The organism is Phycisphaeraceae bacterium (assembly GCA_019636655.1).
Classification (GTDB): Bacteria; Planctomycetota; Phycisphaerae; order Phycisphaerales; family UBA1924; genus JAHBXB01.
The window spans coordinates 14,926-30,945 of the sequence record JAHBXB010000004.1 but is presented as its reverse complement, the minus strand read 5'-3'; the positions used below and the strand labels follow the sequence as shown (position 1 = coordinate 30,945).

The window sequence follows — 16,020 nt, the reverse complement described above, 5'->3', positions numbered from 1 at the left end:
TTCGCAAGCGCGGGACTCGGTCTGCCCGTGCCGCGGTCGCCCGACTTGCCGGTGGCTGCTCGGCGTCCAGAACGATGTTATGCGTTCGCGGTTGGGATGCGGTTGGAAACCACCGGACGCGCGTTGGTGTTCGGAACCTCTAGAGTGAGGGGATGCCGACCAAAGCCGAGGTGAGCGCCAACCTTGCGGAACTGGGCCTGACCCTGCCGGAGCCGCCGCGACCTGGCGGGGCGTACGAGGCGGTGCGGGTGGTCGGGCACATGGCGTACGTGGCGATCCAGTTTCCGGTCGAGGGCGGGCGGGCGCGGTGGACCGGTCGGCTGGGGCGCGAGGTAACAACGGAGGATGGGGTGCTCGCGGCGAGACTGTGCGCGCTCAATGTGCTGGCGCAACTCGACCGCGCCGTGGGGTTTGAGCGCGTGGCGGGGATCGCTCACATCCAGGGGATGATGCAGACGGTCGATGGGTGGGGCGATTGGGCGAAGGTGCTGGATGGGGCATCGAAGTTGATGCTGCACGCGCTGGGTGAGGGCGTGGGGAAGCACTCAAGGTCGCTGATGGGCGTAGAGCGGCTGCCGATGGATGTGCCGGTGGCGCTGGTGGCGACGGCGGGAATCGCGTAGACGGTCCGCCGCAGGACCGGAATCACTCCACCGTCACGCTCTTGGCGAGGTTGCGGGGCTTGTCGACGTCGTGGCCGCGGAGGAGGGCGGCGTAGTAGGCCATGAGCTGGAGGGGGATGACGGTGAGCATGGGGCTCAAGGGCTCGGGGACGTCGGGGACGTAGAGGACATCCTGGGCGACGGCGGCGATGTGCTCGTCGCCCTCGGTGGCGACGGCGATGACGTGGCCGCCGCGGCTGCGGACCTCGGCGATGTTGGACATGACCTTCTCGTACTGGCGGCCCTTGTTGGCGATGAAGACGGCGGGGAGGCCCTCGTTGATGAGGGCGATGGGGCCGTGCTTCATCTCGGCGGCGGGCATGCCCTCGGCGTGGATGTAGGAGATTTCCTTGAGCTTGAGGGCGCCCTCGAGGGCGGTTGGGTAGTTGTAGCCGCGGCCGAGGAAGAGCCAGTTCTCGCGGTCGACGTACTTCTCGGTGACCTTGCGGATGCGCTGGGCCTGCTCGAGGATGCGCTCGATCTTCTCGGGGACTCGGTCGAGTTCCTTGAGCAGTTCGGAGGTATCGCCGGCCGACATGAGGCGCCGGCGCGCCATGAACAGGGCGATCATCGTGAGCACGGCGACCTGGCCGGTGAAGGCCTTGGTGGAGGCGACGCCGATCTCGGGGCCGACGCGGAGGTAGACGCCCGCATCGGTATCGCGCGCCACGGTCGAACCGACGACGTTGACGACGCCCAGGGCGAGGGCCCCCCGCTCCTTCGCCTCGTGCAGCGCGGCGAGCGTGTCGGCCGTCTCGCCGGACTGGCTGACGGCGATGACGACGGTGCCGTCCTCGATGACGGGGTTGCGGTAGCGGAACTCGGAGGCGTACTCCGTCTGGGCGGTGACCTTGGCGAGGTCCTCGAGGAGGTAGCGGCCGATCATGGCGGCGTGCAGCGCGGTGCCCTGGGCGGTGAGGATGACCCGCTTGGCGCGGGTGAGTTCCTTGGCGAAGGTGGAGAGGCCGCCGAGGATGACGCGGCCCTCGGTGATGTCGAAGCGGCCGCGGCAGGAGTTCCGGATTGCGGCGGGCTGCTCGTGGATCTCCTTGAGCATGAAGTGCTCGTAGCCGCCGAGCTCGATCTCCTGGAGGTCCATCTCCAACTGGATGATCTTGGGGGTCACGGGCACGGAGTGGATCGTCGAGGTGCTGAAGGCCTCGCGCGTGATCTTGACGACGTTGTAGTCGTCGAGGTGGAAGGCCTGCGTGGTATGGGCGACGATGGCCGAGGAATCGGAGGCGACGATGAACTCCTTGTCGCCGACGCCGACGATCAGCGGCGAGCCCTTGCGGGCGACGACGAGGGTGTCGGGCTCCTTCTCGCAGATGACGGCCAGGGCGTACGCCCCGGTCACCTCCCGCAGCGCGGCCTGCACTGCCTGCTCGAGGTCGCCCTCGTAGAGCTCGGAGATGAGCATCGAGATGACCTCGGTGTCGGTCTGGGACTGGAAGACGTGGCCCTTCTCCTTCAGGTAGGTCCGGAGGGCGGCGTAGTTCTCGATGATGCCGTTGTGGATGACGGCGATGCCGTGCCGGTCATCGCGGTGGGGGTGGGCGTTGATCTCGGTCACCCCGCCGTGGGTCGCCCAGCGGGTGTGGGCGATGCCGAGGGTGCCGTGGAGGCTGCCCATCTTCTCAAGCTTCTCTTCGAGCTGGTAGACCCGGCCGACGGCGCGGGCGACGGTGAGCTTGGAGTTGAGGATGGCGACGCCGGCCGAGTCGTAGCCGCGGTACTCCAGGCGTTTGAGGCCCTCGATCAGGATCGGTTGAGCGGGCTTTTGACCGATGTAGGCGACGATTCCGCACATAAGGGTCGGCTCCTGGGTGGGGCCCCGTGCCGGGGGCCGGCGGGCTCGGAATGTCGGGGGTGTCGTCAAGGAACCGCCCGCGGGGGATCCTATAGGGTGTATCGGCCCAAATGACAGGCGACGCCGTGGTACGTCACCGGCCGCTCGCCGGGTCGCCGAAACGCGGAATTCCGGATCATGGCCTGCGTTGGTTATCGAATTGCCCGACTGCGCAGGCCAACTGCTTATTGCACAATGACTTAAGTCAGACTTTCCGCAGACCGAATTATCGGAGGCGTCGGTAGGCTATTGTCGGCGGGTGAGGGTCGGGTCGAAACGGGGAGGGGTTCGCGGGGCTGAACCGTGTTTGTCGGCCAGGCGCATTCCTTCGTCCAGCAGGCCCGGCTGGCGGTGACATTGGCGTGGGTGGCGGGGTATACGAACCTGATCGCGATCCTGGTCTGTGGATCGGTGACCTCGCACGTCAGTGGGACGACGTCCAACCTCGGGCGGGACATGGCCGAAGGGATGCTGGGATCCGGGGATGCCTGGCCGCTGGCGGGGTACGCCGTGTTCCTGCTCGGGACGTTCCTGCTCGGGGCGGTCCTGTCCGGCGTCATGACGGAACTGGGCCGGAGGCGGGGGTGGGAATCCATCTATGTGCTGCCGATGGCCGCCGAGGCGGCCTTGCTGCTGGTGTTCGCCGTGGGCGTCGAGCAGGTCGGTCCGGCGGGGGCGATGGTGGGAGCGGGGCACTACTGGATGACCGGGGTGGCCTCCGCGGCGATGGGGCTGCAGAACGCGACGATCACGCGGATCAGCAGCGGGGTGGTGCGGACGACACACGTGACGGGGGTGGTGACGGACCTTGGGCTGGAGCTGGTGCAGTTTGTGTGGTGGCTGGTCGACCGGCCGCGGGACGTGCCGCCGGGGTCGATGCGGTCGCTGGTCCGCGGGCTGCGGACGCACCCGACGCCGCGCCGGCTGGTGCTGCTGGCGTCGATCATCGGGTCGTTCGCGTTCGGGGCGTTCCTGGGGACGCTGATCCATTGGGCCGAGCCGCGGCTGGCGATGATCCCGCCGGTGCTGTTCCTGGTATGGATCGTCTACCAGGATCTGGTGAGGCCGATCGCGGAGATCCAGCCGTCTGACCTCATCTCGAACGGGACGGTCGGGGGGCTGCCGGGGGAACTGGCGGTGTTCCACCTGAAGAAGGATGCGACGCGGAAGGGAACGGTGCACCGGCTGCCGAACCTGGTGGGGTGGGCGGAGCGGTTGCCCAAGGCGGCGCGGGTGGTGATCCTGGACCTGGGGGACGTCACGCGGCTGGACAGCAACGCCGCCCTGGAACTGCGGACCGTGCTGACCGCCTTCCGCAGCGAGCAGCGGCGCCTGGTGCTGGCCGGGCTCTCCGGGGAGCAGTACGAGCAACTCCGGCAGGCCGGCGCGGCGGGGGTCATCGATCCCACGAGCGTGTGCGCGGATCTGGAACTGGCGGTGGCCCGCGGGCTGGTGCTGCTGGAGGAGCTCAAGGCGGGGGACCGCGGCTGATCGCGGGCGGTCGCGGACAACCTTGGGCGAGCGACATTCCGGGACATCGCGCGTATTGTCACGGAGTTTGCGCCCGGCGCAAAGCCGACGACCGCCTCCATTGCCCGTGACGGCCCTTGAAGGAGACCGATGCCCAAGCGCACCGACATCAAGACGATCCTGATCATCGGGTCGGGTCCCATTGTCATCGGGCAGGGGTGCGAGTTCGACTATTCGGGGACGCAGGCGTGCAAGTCGCTGCGGGCGGAGGGGTACCGGATCGTGCTGGTGAACTCGAACCCGGCGACGATCATGACCGATCCGGAGTTTTCGGATCGGACGTACATCGAGCCGATCACGCCGGAGGCGGTCGAGAAGATCATCCAGAAGCAGAAGGAGATCGGCGACCCGATCCACGCGCTGCTGCCGACGCTGGGCGGGCAGACGGCGCTGAACACGGCGTGCGCCCTGTTTGACAGCGGGGTGCTGGCGCGGCACGGGATCGAGATGATCGGCGCCAGCCGCGAGGCGATCCGGCGGGCGGAGGACCGGCAGGCGTTCAAGGAGGTATGCGAGAAGGTGGGGCTGAAGCTGCCGCCGTGCCGGACGGTGACGACGCAGGCCGAGGCGCTGGAGTTCCTGGGGACGATCGGGCTGCCGGCGATCATCCGGCCGGCGTTCACGCTGGGGGGGAGCGGGGGCGGGATCGCATACAACCGCGAGGAGTTCGAGGAGATCGTGACCCGCGGGCTGCGGCTGTCGATGATCGGGCAGGTGCAGATCGACAAGAGCCTGCTGGGGTGGAAGGAGTACGAGCTGGAGGTCGTCCGCGACCGCGCCGACAACTGCGTGGTGGTGTGCGGGATCGAGAACATCGACCCAATGGGGGTGCACACGGGGGACTCGATCACGGTGGCGCCGATCCTGACGCTGACGGACAAGGAATACCAGGCGATGCGCGACGCGGCCTTCGCGATCATGCGCGAGGTGGGCGTCGAGACGGGCGGGAGCAACGTGCAGTTCGCGGTGAATCCCGATCCGGCGCCGGGCCCGGACGGGAAGAAGCCGTTCGAGATGGTGGTCGTTGAGATGAACCCGCGCGTCTCCCGCTCCAGCGCGCTGGCGAGCAAGGCGACGGGGTTTCCGATCGCGAAGATCGCGGCGAAGCTGGCGGTGGGCTACACGCTGGACGAACTGAAGAACGACATCACGGGGACCACGAGCGCGTGCTTCGAGCCCGCGATCGACTACGTCGTCACGAAGATGCCGCGGTGGACCTTCGAGAAGTTCCCCGAGGCGGACGAGACGCTGACGACGCAGATGAAGAGCGTCGGCGAGGCGATGGCAATCGGACGGACGTTCGTGGAGAGCCTGCAGAAGGCGATCCGGTCGATGGAGGTCAAGCGGTTCGGCCTGGGGCTGGACCGCAACGACAAGTGGCTGGCGGCGGTGCGCGCGGTGGAGGGGAGCCAGTTGATGCTCGACCCGGGGACCGCGGTCGCGGCGAGCGACACGGGGCTTAAGACGGCCGACGGGGAGGCGCTGGAGTGGCCGATCCCCGAGGAGAAGCTCACGCGCAAGCTGGCGGTGCCCAGCCAGGGGCGGCTGTACTACATCCGCTACGCGATGAAGATGGGGTGGAGCCTGGAGCGGATCCGCTCGCTCTGCAAGGTCGACCTGTTCTTCCTCGACCAGATCAGGAGGCTCGTCGAGTTCGAGGATGTGCTGTGCGGCTTTGCGAGCCTGGACGAGGTGCCGCCGGGGGTGCTGTTCGAGGCGAAGCAGATGGGGTACAGCGATGCGCAGCTGGCGAACCTGTACCTGGGGACGATCTCGACGGACACGATCCTGCGGGTGCGCCGGCGGCGGCAGGCGCTGGGGGTCGAGCCGGTGTACAAACTGGTCGACACGTGCGCCGCGGAGTTCGAGGCGCGGACGCCGTACTACTACAGCACCTACGAGACCGCCGCCGCGGCGGTGGGCACGGACAAAGAGCCCGCGGCGGACGACGAGATCCGCGTCAGCGACAGGAAGAAGGTGATCATCCTCGGCGGCGGACCCAACCGCATCGGCCAGGGGATCGAGTTCGACTACTGCTGCTGCCACGCGGCGTTCGCGGCGAAGGAACTCGGCTTCGAGTCGGTGATGATCAACTCAAACCCGGAGACGGTCAGCACGGACTACGACACGAGCGACCTGCTGTTCTTCGAGCCGCTGACGCTGGAGGATGTGCTGAATGTTGTGGAGCGGCTGAATCGAATGACCTCCCGCACGCCGGTGGAGGTAGTCGATTTCACTCACACTGACGGCCGCAGCCTCCTTGTAGACGACACGTTCAGACACGATCCGAGCAGGCTGTCTACCCCTTGGAAGGGCGACGCAATCTGCAGGTTGCCATCAGATTTCATGAATCAGATTCGCGCAGCCTTCCAGGCGGTGGCGATTCGGAGGCTCGCGATCTTCGCAGCAGGTCGCGGTTACCAAGAATTGGACGGGCAGGAGATCAAGACGGCGGTGTTGGAAGGGGTTGACGACTCGGGCCGTGTCTGGAACATCGCGTTCAGTTCCGGCGACGAACCAAGGCTCGCTTCGTTTGTCAATCAGCCGGGGCCTTCTGGCCGCTGGAGAGATGTCAAGCTCGATGTTGCTCCAACACTCGAGTCGAACATTGATTCATGGCTGCAACTTCAAGGCGGCTTGGTCCACGGCCTGATCGTCCAGTTTGGCGGCCAGACGCCGCTGAACCTGGCGCACGGGCTGGAGCAGGCCGGCGCCCCGATCATCGGCACCAGCGTGGACTCGATCGATCTCGCCGAGGATCGCAAGCGGTTCGACGCGCTGCTGGAGAAACTGGGGCTGAGCAAGCCGCCGAGCGGGACTGCTCGGACGCTGGAGCAGGCCGTCGAGATCGCGGGGCGCATCGGGTACCCCGTGCTGGTCCGCCCCTCGTACGTGCTGGGCGGGCGCGGCATGGAGATCTGCCCCGACGAGAGGGCGCTGCGGCACTACATGCTCAACGCCGTCGACATCTCGGAGCTCGAGAACGCCCCGGTGCTGATCGACAAGTTCCTGGACGACGCGACGGAGGTGGATGTCGACGTCGTGGCGGACTTCGGCGGCGGCCCCGGCGAGCCGGGCACGGCGCTGGTCTGCGGCGTGATGGAGCACATCGAGCAGGCGGGGATCCACTCGGGGGACTCGGCGTGCACGATCCCGCCGTGGTCGCTCGCCGCGGAGACTGTCGAGGAGATCAAGCGGATCAGCCGCGACCTGGCGCGGGAACTGCGGGTGCGCGGGCTGATGAACGTGCAGATGGCGATCAAGCAGCAGCAGCCCGGCGCGAACGGGATGGTGACCGGAGGGGACCGGATCTACATCCTGGAGGTGAACCCGCGTGCATCGCGCACGGCGCCGTTCGTCGGCAAAGCCAAGCACGTGCAGTGGCCGCGGATCGCAGCGAAGGTGATGATGGGCCGCAGCCTCGCGGACCTGGGGACCCGCGAGGTGCCGGACACCGGCGCGTACGCGGTCAAGGAGAGCGTCTTCCCCTTCGGCAAGTTCCCGGGCGTGGACGTCGTGCTGGGACCGGAGATGCGATCAACCGGCGAGGTTATGGGGATCGATCGGAGCCTGCCGATTGCCTTCGCCAAGAGCCAGATGGGTGCTGGGATTCAGCTGCCCGCGAGCGGCAGCGTGTTTCTGTCGGTGCGGGATTCGGACAAGGCGGCGATTGTTCAGGTCGCCAAAGAGTTGCACGAACTGGGGTTCGGCGTGTACGCAACGGGCGGGACCGCCGATGTCATCGCCGGCGCGGGCGTCCCAACCACGGTGCTGCAGAAGATCGGCGCGGGGGCGAGGCCGAACGTGATCGATCTCATGTCCGACGGCAAGGTGCACCTGGTGATCAACACGCCGACGAAGACAGGGTGGCAGACCGACGAGGGGAAGATCCGCGCGGCGACGGTGCGGCTGGGGGTCCCGATGATCACGACGGCGACCGGGGCCCTGGCGGCGGTGCGGGCGATCCGGGCGGTGCGGGGCCACGGCTGGGGAGTGGCGGCGATGCAGGACTTCCGCGCCGAGGCGGAGCGACGCTCGGGGGCGGAGGTGTCGGTCAAGCCGGCGGCGAACCGGGAGCACGCGGCCACGTAGTCGCCGGGCCATCCGGCCGCGGCTCTCGCCATGGGGACACCAGAACCACATCAGACACCGGGAGGGGAGCGGGGCGGGCGACCGATCCGGTTCGTCCTCGTGCAGCCGGCGCTGCCCAAGTACCGGGTGCCCGTCTTCCGTGAGATGGCGTCTCGCGGGGGAATTGATTTCCGGCTGCTCTACGGCGAGGAACCGGGGCTGAAGAACGTCCCCGCCGACGGCTTTGTTGCGGAATCGGCGCCAATGCGGCACCTGCGATTGCGAGGCCAGCCGCTGTTCTGGCAGTCCGCGCAGACCCGCTCGGCCTCGCGCGACGTGGCGGATGTGCTCGGGATGACGTGGAACACTCGCTACATGAGCGGCTGGCCGGCGCTGCGGCTGGCGCGGCTTCGCGGTGTGCCGACGCTGCTGTGGGGGCACGGCTATTCCAAGAACGAGTCGGAGAAGCGATTCCGCCTGCGCGTGCGGATGGGGAAGGAGGCGACCGCGGTGCTGCTCTACAACCACACCGCGGCGGAGCGCGTCATCGAGGCGGGCATCCCGCGCGAGCGGGTGTTCGTGGCGCTCAACGCGCTGGACCAGGGGCCGATCCAATCGGCGCGGGAGCGTTGGATCAGCGAGCCAGCCCGGCTGGAGGCTTTTCGGCGCGAGGCGGGGCTCGAGGGGGGCAAGGTGGTGCTCTTCGTCTCGCGCCTGGACCCGGCCAACCGCGTTGACCTGCTCCTGCAGGCCGCGGCGAAGATCAAGGACCGGCACGGGGCGCTGCGGGTGGTGATCGTGGGAAACGGGCCGGACCTCGATCGTCTCCGCGCGATGGCCGGCACGCTGGGGATCGCGGCGAACGTGCAGTTCCCGGGGGCGATCTACGACGAGGATCGGCTGGCGGGGTACTTCCTTGCGTCTCGAGTGTTCTGCTACCCCGCGAACATCGGCCTGAGCATCCTGCACGCATTCGGGTACGGGGTGCCGGTAGTCACCGGGAACGACATCGCGTCGCACAACCCGGAGATCGAGGCGATCCGCGAGGGCGAGAACGGGTTGCTTTTCCGGCACGACGACGCCGACTCGCTCGCCCAGGTGCTGGACCGCCAGCTGGGTGATGCGGACCTTTCGGCCCGCCTGGGCGCCGGGGCCCACCGGACCGTGATGGAACGATTTACGCTGAAGAACATGGTCGACGGGATGGAGGCGGCGGTGCGGTACTGCGCGGCGTCACGTGCGAGGTGATGCCGGCGCGGCGGTACCCGCCGCGGATTGGTAGAACCCCAGCGACTGCTCCGCGATGGCCCGCCAGGTGTACCGCTGCTCGATCAGCCGCCGGCCAGCCTGCCCCATTTCGGCCCTCTCCGGTGATTGGAGGACCCGGGCCAGCGCCGCGGCGAGCGCCTCGGCCGTGAGCGGCACCACCTCGCCCGCCCCCGCCTCGGCCACTTCCGGGAAGTGGCAGTGGTCCGAGATGACGACCGGCGTGCGGCACGCAAGGGCCTCGAGGATCGCCATTGAAAAGCCCTCCTCGCGGCTGGGGAGGCAGAAGCAGGCGGCATCGGCGAACGCGGCGAACTTGTCGCGGCCGTAGATCGGGCCGGTCAGGAGCACCCGATCGGCGAGGCCGTGCCTGGCGATCCGCGATTCGAACGGGCCCCGCTCGCCATCGTCCGGGCCGGCGACCACCAGCGCCACACCGGGATCATGCTTCGCCAATATCGCGAACGCATCGGCCAGGTGGTCCAGCCCCTTGCGGAAATGGATGCGGCTGAGGAACAGGATGTAGGGCCGATCACCGACCGTGGCGTGCGCGGACCTGAACGCCCCCGGTGGGGGAAGCGGATCGACCTCCTCGAGGAACACGCCGTTTGGGATCACGTGCACCGGCGGGCTGAGTCGGTGCGGGATCATGCCACGGACCTCGTCGGGGTTGAGGGCGTGGAGGAACGCGGCGGAGTTGAGCATCCGGCGTGTGGCGACCAGGAGCGAGGCCTTCTTCTTCAGCCACTTCTGCGACATGCACCAGGGCTCGAGCATGCCGTGGGGCACGACGCAGTAGGGAACGGCGGCCCGGCGTGATTCGTTCGCGCCGGCGAGCAGGACCGGGTCCCACACGCCGTGCAGGACAGTCCACTGGGCGGAGGCGAGCAGCGACCGCAGTTCCCGCCTGGCGGGCGTCGCGAGCACCGCGCCGAACCCTCTTGGCCTTGGCAAGAGCCTGACATCGACGCCGTCGATGCCCGGGGTTGCCGCCAGCATTCGGCCGGTCCGCTCGGCCGCGCCGGGCTTGTCGAAAGAGACGATCGTCAGCCGGTGACCCAGCCCGGCCTGCGCCGCGGCGAGCGCGGTGCAGACCACCGAGGGACCGCCGTGGGCTGGGTCGAGAGCGTCAATGACGTGGACGATGTGCATGAGGTTGATCGAGAGCGGCCCAACGCTAGGCCCCGCCCGGACAAGGGTCCGTCCGCTGAATCATCACCATCGGCCCGGCGGGTGTGCCGATACACTTCGCGGCCCCGGTGCCACGACGATCCAATGCGCCTGCTGCACGTTACCGAGTCACTCGATCCTGTTCGCGGCGGACCGCCGGCGGTGGTGGTGCGCCTCGCTGCGGCCCAGGCCGCGGCGGGGCACGAGGCCCACATCCTGTGCCACCGCGTGGACGACACGGACGGGCGGGTCGGCAGGTTCCTCTCGGTCGTTCCAGGGTTTGACCGCGTGGTGCGGCACGAGTGCGACCCCGGGCGGGGGCTGCTCCAGCGGGCGACGGCACGCGGGGCGCGACGGACCCTCGACACCATCATCAGCGGGTTCGACATGGTCCACCTCCACGAGGTGTGGCTGCCGATCGTCCGCGTGTCTGCCGCGGCGGCGCGGCGTGCGGGGGTGCCGTACCTGCTCGCACCCCACAGCACGCTCTCGCCGTGGTCGCTTCGCCAGAAGCACCTCAAGAAGAGGATCGCGCTCGCGCTGGGGTACCGCACAATGCTCGACCGTGCGGCGGCGATCCACGCGCTGAACCAGACCGAGGCGGCGTTGATCGGACCGCTCGCGCTGCGCTGCCCGGTCGAGATCCTCGCCAATGGGATCTTCGTGCAGGAGGTCGAGCCGCTGCCGGCAAAGGGCGATTTCCGGGCGGCCCACCCGGAACTGGGCGACGACCCGTACATCCTGTTCCTCGCCCGGCTTCAGGAGCGCAAGGGGCTGGATTTCCTCGCCGAGGCGTTCATCAGGATGGCCGCGCGGCAGCCTCGCGCGAGGGTGGTGGTGGCCGGGCCCGATGAGGGGTGCCGCGAGGACTTCGAGAGGAGGATCCGCGGCGCGGGGCTCGAGGGGCGCGTGCACCTGCCCGGGCCGATCTACGGGGCCCAGAAACTCGGCGCCCTTGTGGATGCCGCGTGCTTCTGCCTCCCCAGCCGCGAGGAGGGGTTCAGCATCGCCGTGCTGGAAGCGATGGCGGCGGGGTGCCCGATGGTGCTGTCCGAGCACTGCAACTTCCCGGAGGTCGCCGCGGGGAAGGCGGGGCACGTAGTCCCGCTGGACGCGGATCGACTGGCCGAGGCGCTGGCCGCGGTGCTCTCGGACCCGGCCGCCGCCGCGGAGATGGGGAAGCGGGCACGGGCGATGGTGATGGCGGACTACACCTGGCCGGAGATCGCGCGCAAGTCCGTCGAGATCTATTCGAGGTACACGCGGTCCCGCGGCTCGATCGGTTAGTCCGGCTTGCGGAGCACCACCGCGTTGAACGGACGCCCCTCGCGCCGGTACTTGCGCTCGAAGTTGGTCCCAACCAGTTCGCCCTCACCGGCGGAAGGCGGTCGTTCGAACTCTCTCCGCTCGAACCTCCGCTCCGGCGTCGCATCCGGGCCGGTGACGAGGGCAAACTCTCGCTGCATCCACTGCCAGTACTCGTCGTGGTCGGTGACGATGCGCAGCTCGCCCCCCGGCAGCAGCACACGCCGGGCCTGCTCGAGGAACGGGCCCTGCACGGTCCGACGCCGGTGGTGCCGCGTCTTGGGCCAGGGATCGGGGAAGTAAAGGTGGATCACGCGGGCGATGGACCCGGGGACGCGCCAGCGGAGGAATTCCGTGCCGTCGGTCCCGAGCATCCGGACGTTCCGGAGGCCGTTACGCCGGACGCGGTCCGCGGCGTACTGGAAGAACTCGCGGGCCCACTCGATCCCGAGGAAGTTGGTCTGGGGCTGGATCGCCGCCTGCTGGACCAGGAAGGTCCCCTTGCCGCACCCGATCTCGATCTCGAACTCTCGCGACGGGTCGGGGAACCACGCACGCGGATCGATTCGGCCCGCTTCGGGATCGGCGAGGACCGAGTCGGGGAGCGGGGGCAGATCGGCGTCCGTGACGGCGATGCCGGTGCTGTCAAACTCACGCCCCTTGGCCAATCCGAACGACATGGGCGAGTCTAGCGGTCAGTCCGCGTTGCGAGTGAGCAGGCCGCGGTACTCGCCGTAGGCGTAGGGGTGGCTCTTGTGGTCGCTGATCCGGTCCTTCACCACCGTGAAGCCGTGGCGCTGCAGCAGGGCCCGAACAACCGGCTCCGAGAACGGGTTGGGGTGCAGGGCGTCGCTGTAGTCCATCAGGTCCACCAGCAGCCAGAGGTGGCCGCCGGGCTTGAGCAGCCGCCGCACCTCGGCCATGACCCGCTCGGGCTCGTCCACGTGGTCCAGCGCGTTCTCTGCGACCATCACGTCCGCAAAGGCGGTCGGCAACGGCACGGATTCTCCAGCGGCGGTCAGGTACACCACCGAGGCGCTCTCCTTCGGGAGCAGCCCCTCCGCTGTGTACCCATCGGCGAGGGCGTCCACGGCAACCGCCCGGCACCACGGCAGGACCGAGACCGCGGGGTACGGACCCGCCCCGATCTCCACGGCCGTCCGCTCCCTGCACCAGGCATTGAACGCTTCGGGATCGACCAGACCGAGGAACTCGGCCATCTCCTGGGCCCGGCCGCGCTGCCAGCCCCCGTAAACCTGATGGAACGGACCGCCGAACTGGGCCTCGCTTCCGCCGTGATAGACAGAGTGCCAGTAGAGAAGTTCGGAACGGTACTTTTCGGAGAGCGCCGGGTGCAACCGCCCATCAAGGGTGTACGCAAAGCCGTCCTTCAGCGTGCCGCGCCACACGGCGGGGCCGGTGACGGGCTCCTCCTCGGCGCGCAGCCGCATCCAGGTCGGGGTGGCGTCGACAATCCGTTGCATCTTGGACCGGAGGGACACTCTCAGCACTCCACAGAGGACCAGCAGGGCGAACAGGTCAGCACGCCCGCGGCTCGCATCCTTTCGAGCCCGATGGCCCACAGACGCTAACCATGCCCGGACATCGGGTCAACAGTCCCCCGCGGGTCGACGCATGCTTGCCCGGGCCGCGGGCACGGAGAGACACGGCTTGGATGGGCTGATCGGACCAAATCGGTGATCCGATCCGGGGGTTCGTTCGTATAATCGCAAGATCGGGGGGACCGGTGCTTCTTCGCCGCCCCCTCTCGTGCCGATAGCCTTTGGATAATCGCTCCGGCTTGCCGGTGCGGCCAAGGGGTTTGCGGGTCTGGACTTGACCCGGCGAGGATTCGAGTGACGGGCCGGCGCCTGACCGCGTCGACCGCGTTCTTGTGTGACGGCCCACGCTCTGGTCACCGCACGCCGCATCTGTTCACGCGGGTGCCTCGGGAACGGAGTCCGCACGATGCGCGACGAATCCCCCAAGCCCTCCGAACCGACCCGGTCCGCCGCCGACCTGCTCGCGATGATCGAATCGCGGATGGACCGGCGTTCCTTCCGCCAGCACCACTGGGAGGGGACGTTCTTCGAGTACATGGACATCGCGATGGAGCGCCCGGGCGTCGTGCGCAACGCCTACCAGCGGATGTACGACGCGGTGCTCTCGTTCGGATTCGAGAAATACCGCCTGTTCAAGCGCGACTGCATCCGCTACCACTTCTTCTCCGACCCGATCGACTCCGGCGCGGACGCCATCTTCGGGCTGGACTTCGCGCTGATGCAGCTGGTCGACGTCTTCCGCTCCGCGGCGGAAGGGTACGGAACGGACAAGCGGATCCTCCTGCTCCACGGGCCCGTGGGCTCGAGCAAATCGACGATCGCCCGCCTGCTCAAGAAGGGCCTGGAGCAGTACTCGAAGACCGATGCGGGGGCGCTGTACTCGTTCTCGTGGCTGCTGGACGAGCACTGCGGGGCCGGCGGCAAGTCGCACGAGTTCCCCTGCCCGATGCACGAGGAGCCGACGCTGCTGGTGCCGCGCGAGGCGCGCGACGACATCCTGATGCGGCTGAACGAGAAGTACGCCCCGCAGCACCGCATGGGCCGCCTGCGGGTCGTCGGCGACCTGTGCCCCTTCTGCCGGCGCGTGTACGCGGAGCTGATGCGGCACTACGGCGGCGACTGGCGCCAGGCGATGGAGCACGTGAAGGTGCGGCGGATCATCCTGAGCGAGAAGGACCGCGTCGGCGTCGGCACCTTCCAGCCCAAGGACGAGAAGAACCAGGACTCGACGGAGCTGACCGGCGACATCAACTACCGCAAGATCGCGCAGTTCGGGTCGGACTCCGACCCGCGGGCGTTCAACTTTGACGGCGAACTGAACATCGCCAACCGCGGCCTCTGCGAGTTCATCGAGGTGCTCAAGCTCGACGTGGCCTTCCTGTACGACCTCCTGGGCGCGAGCCAGGAGCACCTGATCAAGCCCAAGAAGTTCGCCCAGACGCACATCGACGAGGTGATCCTGGGCCACACCAACGAGCCCGAGTACAAGCGGCTGCAGAACAACGAGATGATGGAGGCCTTCCGCGACCGCACCATCAAGATCGACGTCCCCTACAACATCCGCCTCGACGACGAGATCAAGATCTACCAGAAGGACTTCGGTCCCGAGCGGATCCGCAACATCCACATCGCCCCCCACACCCTGGAGGTCGCGGCGATGTGGGCGGTGCTCACCCGGCTCGAGGAGCCCAAGAAAGCCGGCCTCTCGCTGATCCAGAAGATGAAGCTCTACAACGGCAAGGCCATTCCCGGCTTCACCGAGGACTCCATCAAGGAACTCAAGGAAGAGGCCGACCGCGAGGGGATGGATGGGATCTCCCCCAGGTACATCCAGGACAAGATCTCCAACGCGCTGGTGAGCCGGCAGGCCGTGGACGACAAGGCGATCAACCCGTTCATGGTGCTCAACGAGCTGGAGGCGGGCATGGCCCACCACTCGCTCATCAGCGACGAGGACCTGAAGAAGAAGTACCGCGAGCTCCTCGCCGTCGTGAAGGAGGAGTACGAGGACATGATCAAGGCCGAGGTGCAGCGGGCGATCTCGGCCGACGAGGACGCGATCCGCCGCCTGTGCGCCAACTACATCGAGAGCGTCCGGGCCTACACCCAGAAGGAGCGCGTCCGCAACAAGTACACCGGGCGCGACGAGGAGCCGGACGAGCGCCTGATGCGTTCGATCGAGGAGAAGATCGACATCCCCGAGAGCCGCAAGGACGACTTCCGGCAGGAGATCATGAACTACATCGGCGCCCTGGCGCTCGACGGGAAGAAGTTCGAGTACAACACCAACGCGCGCCTGTACAAAGCCCTCGAACTGAAACTCTTCGAGGACCAGCGCGACACCATCAAGCTCAAGAACCTCGTTTCCAGCGTCGTCGACGACGAGACGCAGCAGAAGATCGACATCGTCAAGCAGCGGCTGATCAAGCAGTTCGGCTACAACGAGACGAGCGCCACGGACGTGCTGAACTACGTTGCGAGCATCTTCGCGCGTGGGGATGTGAAGAGCAAGTAAGCCGGTCGTGAACCCGCTTAGCGCTTGGTCCCGTCGTTGGCGCGGTCCTTGGCTTTCTCTCGCCCCGGCCGGCCCTCGCCCCGATCTCCC

9 protein-coding genes and 1 pseudogene are annotated in these 16,020 nt (G+C 67.8%); 6 read left to right on the top strand and 4 right to left on the bottom strand.

The window, feature by feature from the left end; genetic code table 11:
- Positions 1-152: 152 nt before the first annotated feature.
- Positions 153-623, top strand: a complete 471-nt coding sequence (locus tag KF745_11760) for a RidA family protein (GenBank protein ID MBX3359087.1) — start codon at positions 153-155, stop codon at positions 621-623.
- 22 nt (positions 624-645) lie between these two features.
- Here the strand turns inward: KF745_11760 and glmS are convergent, their stop codons facing one another.
- Entirely contained in the window at positions 646-2,472 is a 1,827-nt protein-coding gene (gene glmS / locus KF745_11755; GenBank protein MBX3359086.1) for a glutamine--fructose-6-phosphate transaminase (isomerizing), read from the bottom strand.
- 342 nt (positions 2,473-2,814) lie between these two features.
- On the opposite strand from glmS, the gene KF745_11750 reads away from it, so the two are divergent.
- The 3 genes and pseudogenes from KF745_11750 to KF745_11740 all read left to right on the top strand — a co-directional run bounded on the left by KF745_11750 (position 2,815) and on the right by KF745_11740 (position 9,360).
- A complete protein-coding gene (locus KF745_11750) occupies positions 2,815-4,002 on the top strand; it encodes a DUF1275 family protein (GenBank protein MBX3359085.1) in 1,188 nt (395 codons plus the stop codon).
- Between the two features lie 129 nt (positions 4,003-4,131).
- A pseudogene (gene carB, locus KF745_11745) lies at positions 4,132-6,237 on the top strand (carbamoyl-phosphate synthase large subunit).
- Positions 6,238-8,232: 1,995 nt separating this feature from the next.
- Positions 8,233-9,360 (top strand): glycosyltransferase family 4 protein, encoded by a 1,128-nt coding sequence (locus tag KF745_11740; protein MBX3359084.1) that lies wholly within the window; start codon positions 8,233-8,235, stop codon positions 9,358-9,360.
- Here KF745_11740 and KF745_11735 read toward each other — a convergent pair.
- Positions 9,346-10,530: a glycosyltransferase gene (locus KF745_11735; protein ID MBX3359083.1), complete on the bottom strand. Its 1,185-nt coding sequence runs from the start codon at positions 10,528-10,530 to the stop codon at positions 9,346-9,348. The genes KF745_11740 and KF745_11735 overlap by 15 nt on opposite strands.
- A gap of 123 nt (positions 10,531-10,653) precedes the next feature.
- On the opposite strand from KF745_11735, the gene KF745_11730 reads away from it, so the two are divergent.
- Positions 10,654-11,835 (top strand): glycosyltransferase, encoded by a 1,182-nt coding sequence (locus tag KF745_11730; GenBank protein ID MBX3359082.1) that lies wholly within the window; start codon positions 10,654-10,656, stop codon positions 11,833-11,835.
- Here the strand turns inward: KF745_11730 and trmB are convergent.
- Positions 11,832-12,533: a tRNA (guanosine(46)-N7)-methyltransferase TrmB gene (gene trmB, locus KF745_11725; protein MBX3359081.1), complete on the bottom strand. Its 702-nt coding sequence runs from the start codon at positions 12,531-12,533 to the stop codon at positions 11,832-11,834. The two genes, KF745_11730 and trmB, sit on opposite strands and share 4 nt — an antisense overlap.
- 15 nt (positions 12,534-12,548) lie before the next feature.
- Positions 12,549-13,337 (bottom strand): methyltransferase domain-containing protein, encoded by a 789-nt coding sequence (locus KF745_11720; GenBank protein MBX3359080.1) that lies wholly within the window; start codon positions 13,335-13,337, stop codon positions 12,549-12,551.
- Positions 13,338-13,821: 484 nt separating this feature from the next.
- On the opposite strand from KF745_11720, the gene KF745_11715 reads away from it, so the two are divergent.
- Positions 13,822-15,930, top strand: coding sequence for a hypothetical protein (locus KF745_11715; GenBank protein MBX3359079.1), 2,109 nt, complete (start codon positions 13,822-13,824; stop codon positions 15,928-15,930).
- Positions 15,931-16,020: the final 90 nt, after the last annotated feature.

What these genes read in the sequence shown, in the direction of transcription:
- glmS (MBX3359086.1), bottom strand. Translation starts at nt 2,472, where the DNA reads ATGTGCGGAATCGTCGCCTACATCGGTCAAAAGCCCGCTCAACCGATC.
- KF745_11720 (MBX3359080.1), bottom strand. Translation starts at nt 13,337, where the DNA reads ATGCAACGGATTGTCGACGCCACCCCGACCTGGATGCGGCTGCGCGCC.
- KF745_11715 (MBX3359079.1), top strand. Translation starts at nt 13,822, where the DNA reads ATGCGCGACGAATCCCCCAAGCCCTCCGAACCGACCCGGTCCGCCGCC.
- KF745_11760 (MBX3359087.1), top strand. Translation starts at nt 153, where the DNA reads ATGCCGACCAAAGCCGAGGTGAGCGCCAACCTTGCGGAACTGGGCCTG.
- KF745_11730 (MBX3359082.1), top strand. Translation starts at nt 10,654, where the DNA reads ATGCGCCTGCTGCACGTTACCGAGTCACTCGATCCTGTTCGCGGCGGA.
- trmB (MBX3359081.1), bottom strand. Translation starts at nt 12,533, where the DNA reads ATGTCGTTCGGATTGGCCAAGGGGCGTGAGTTTGACAGCACCGGCATC.
- KF745_11735 (MBX3359083.1), bottom strand. Translation starts at nt 10,530, where the DNA reads ATGCACATCGTCCACGTCATTGACGCTCTCGACCCAGCCCACGGCGGT.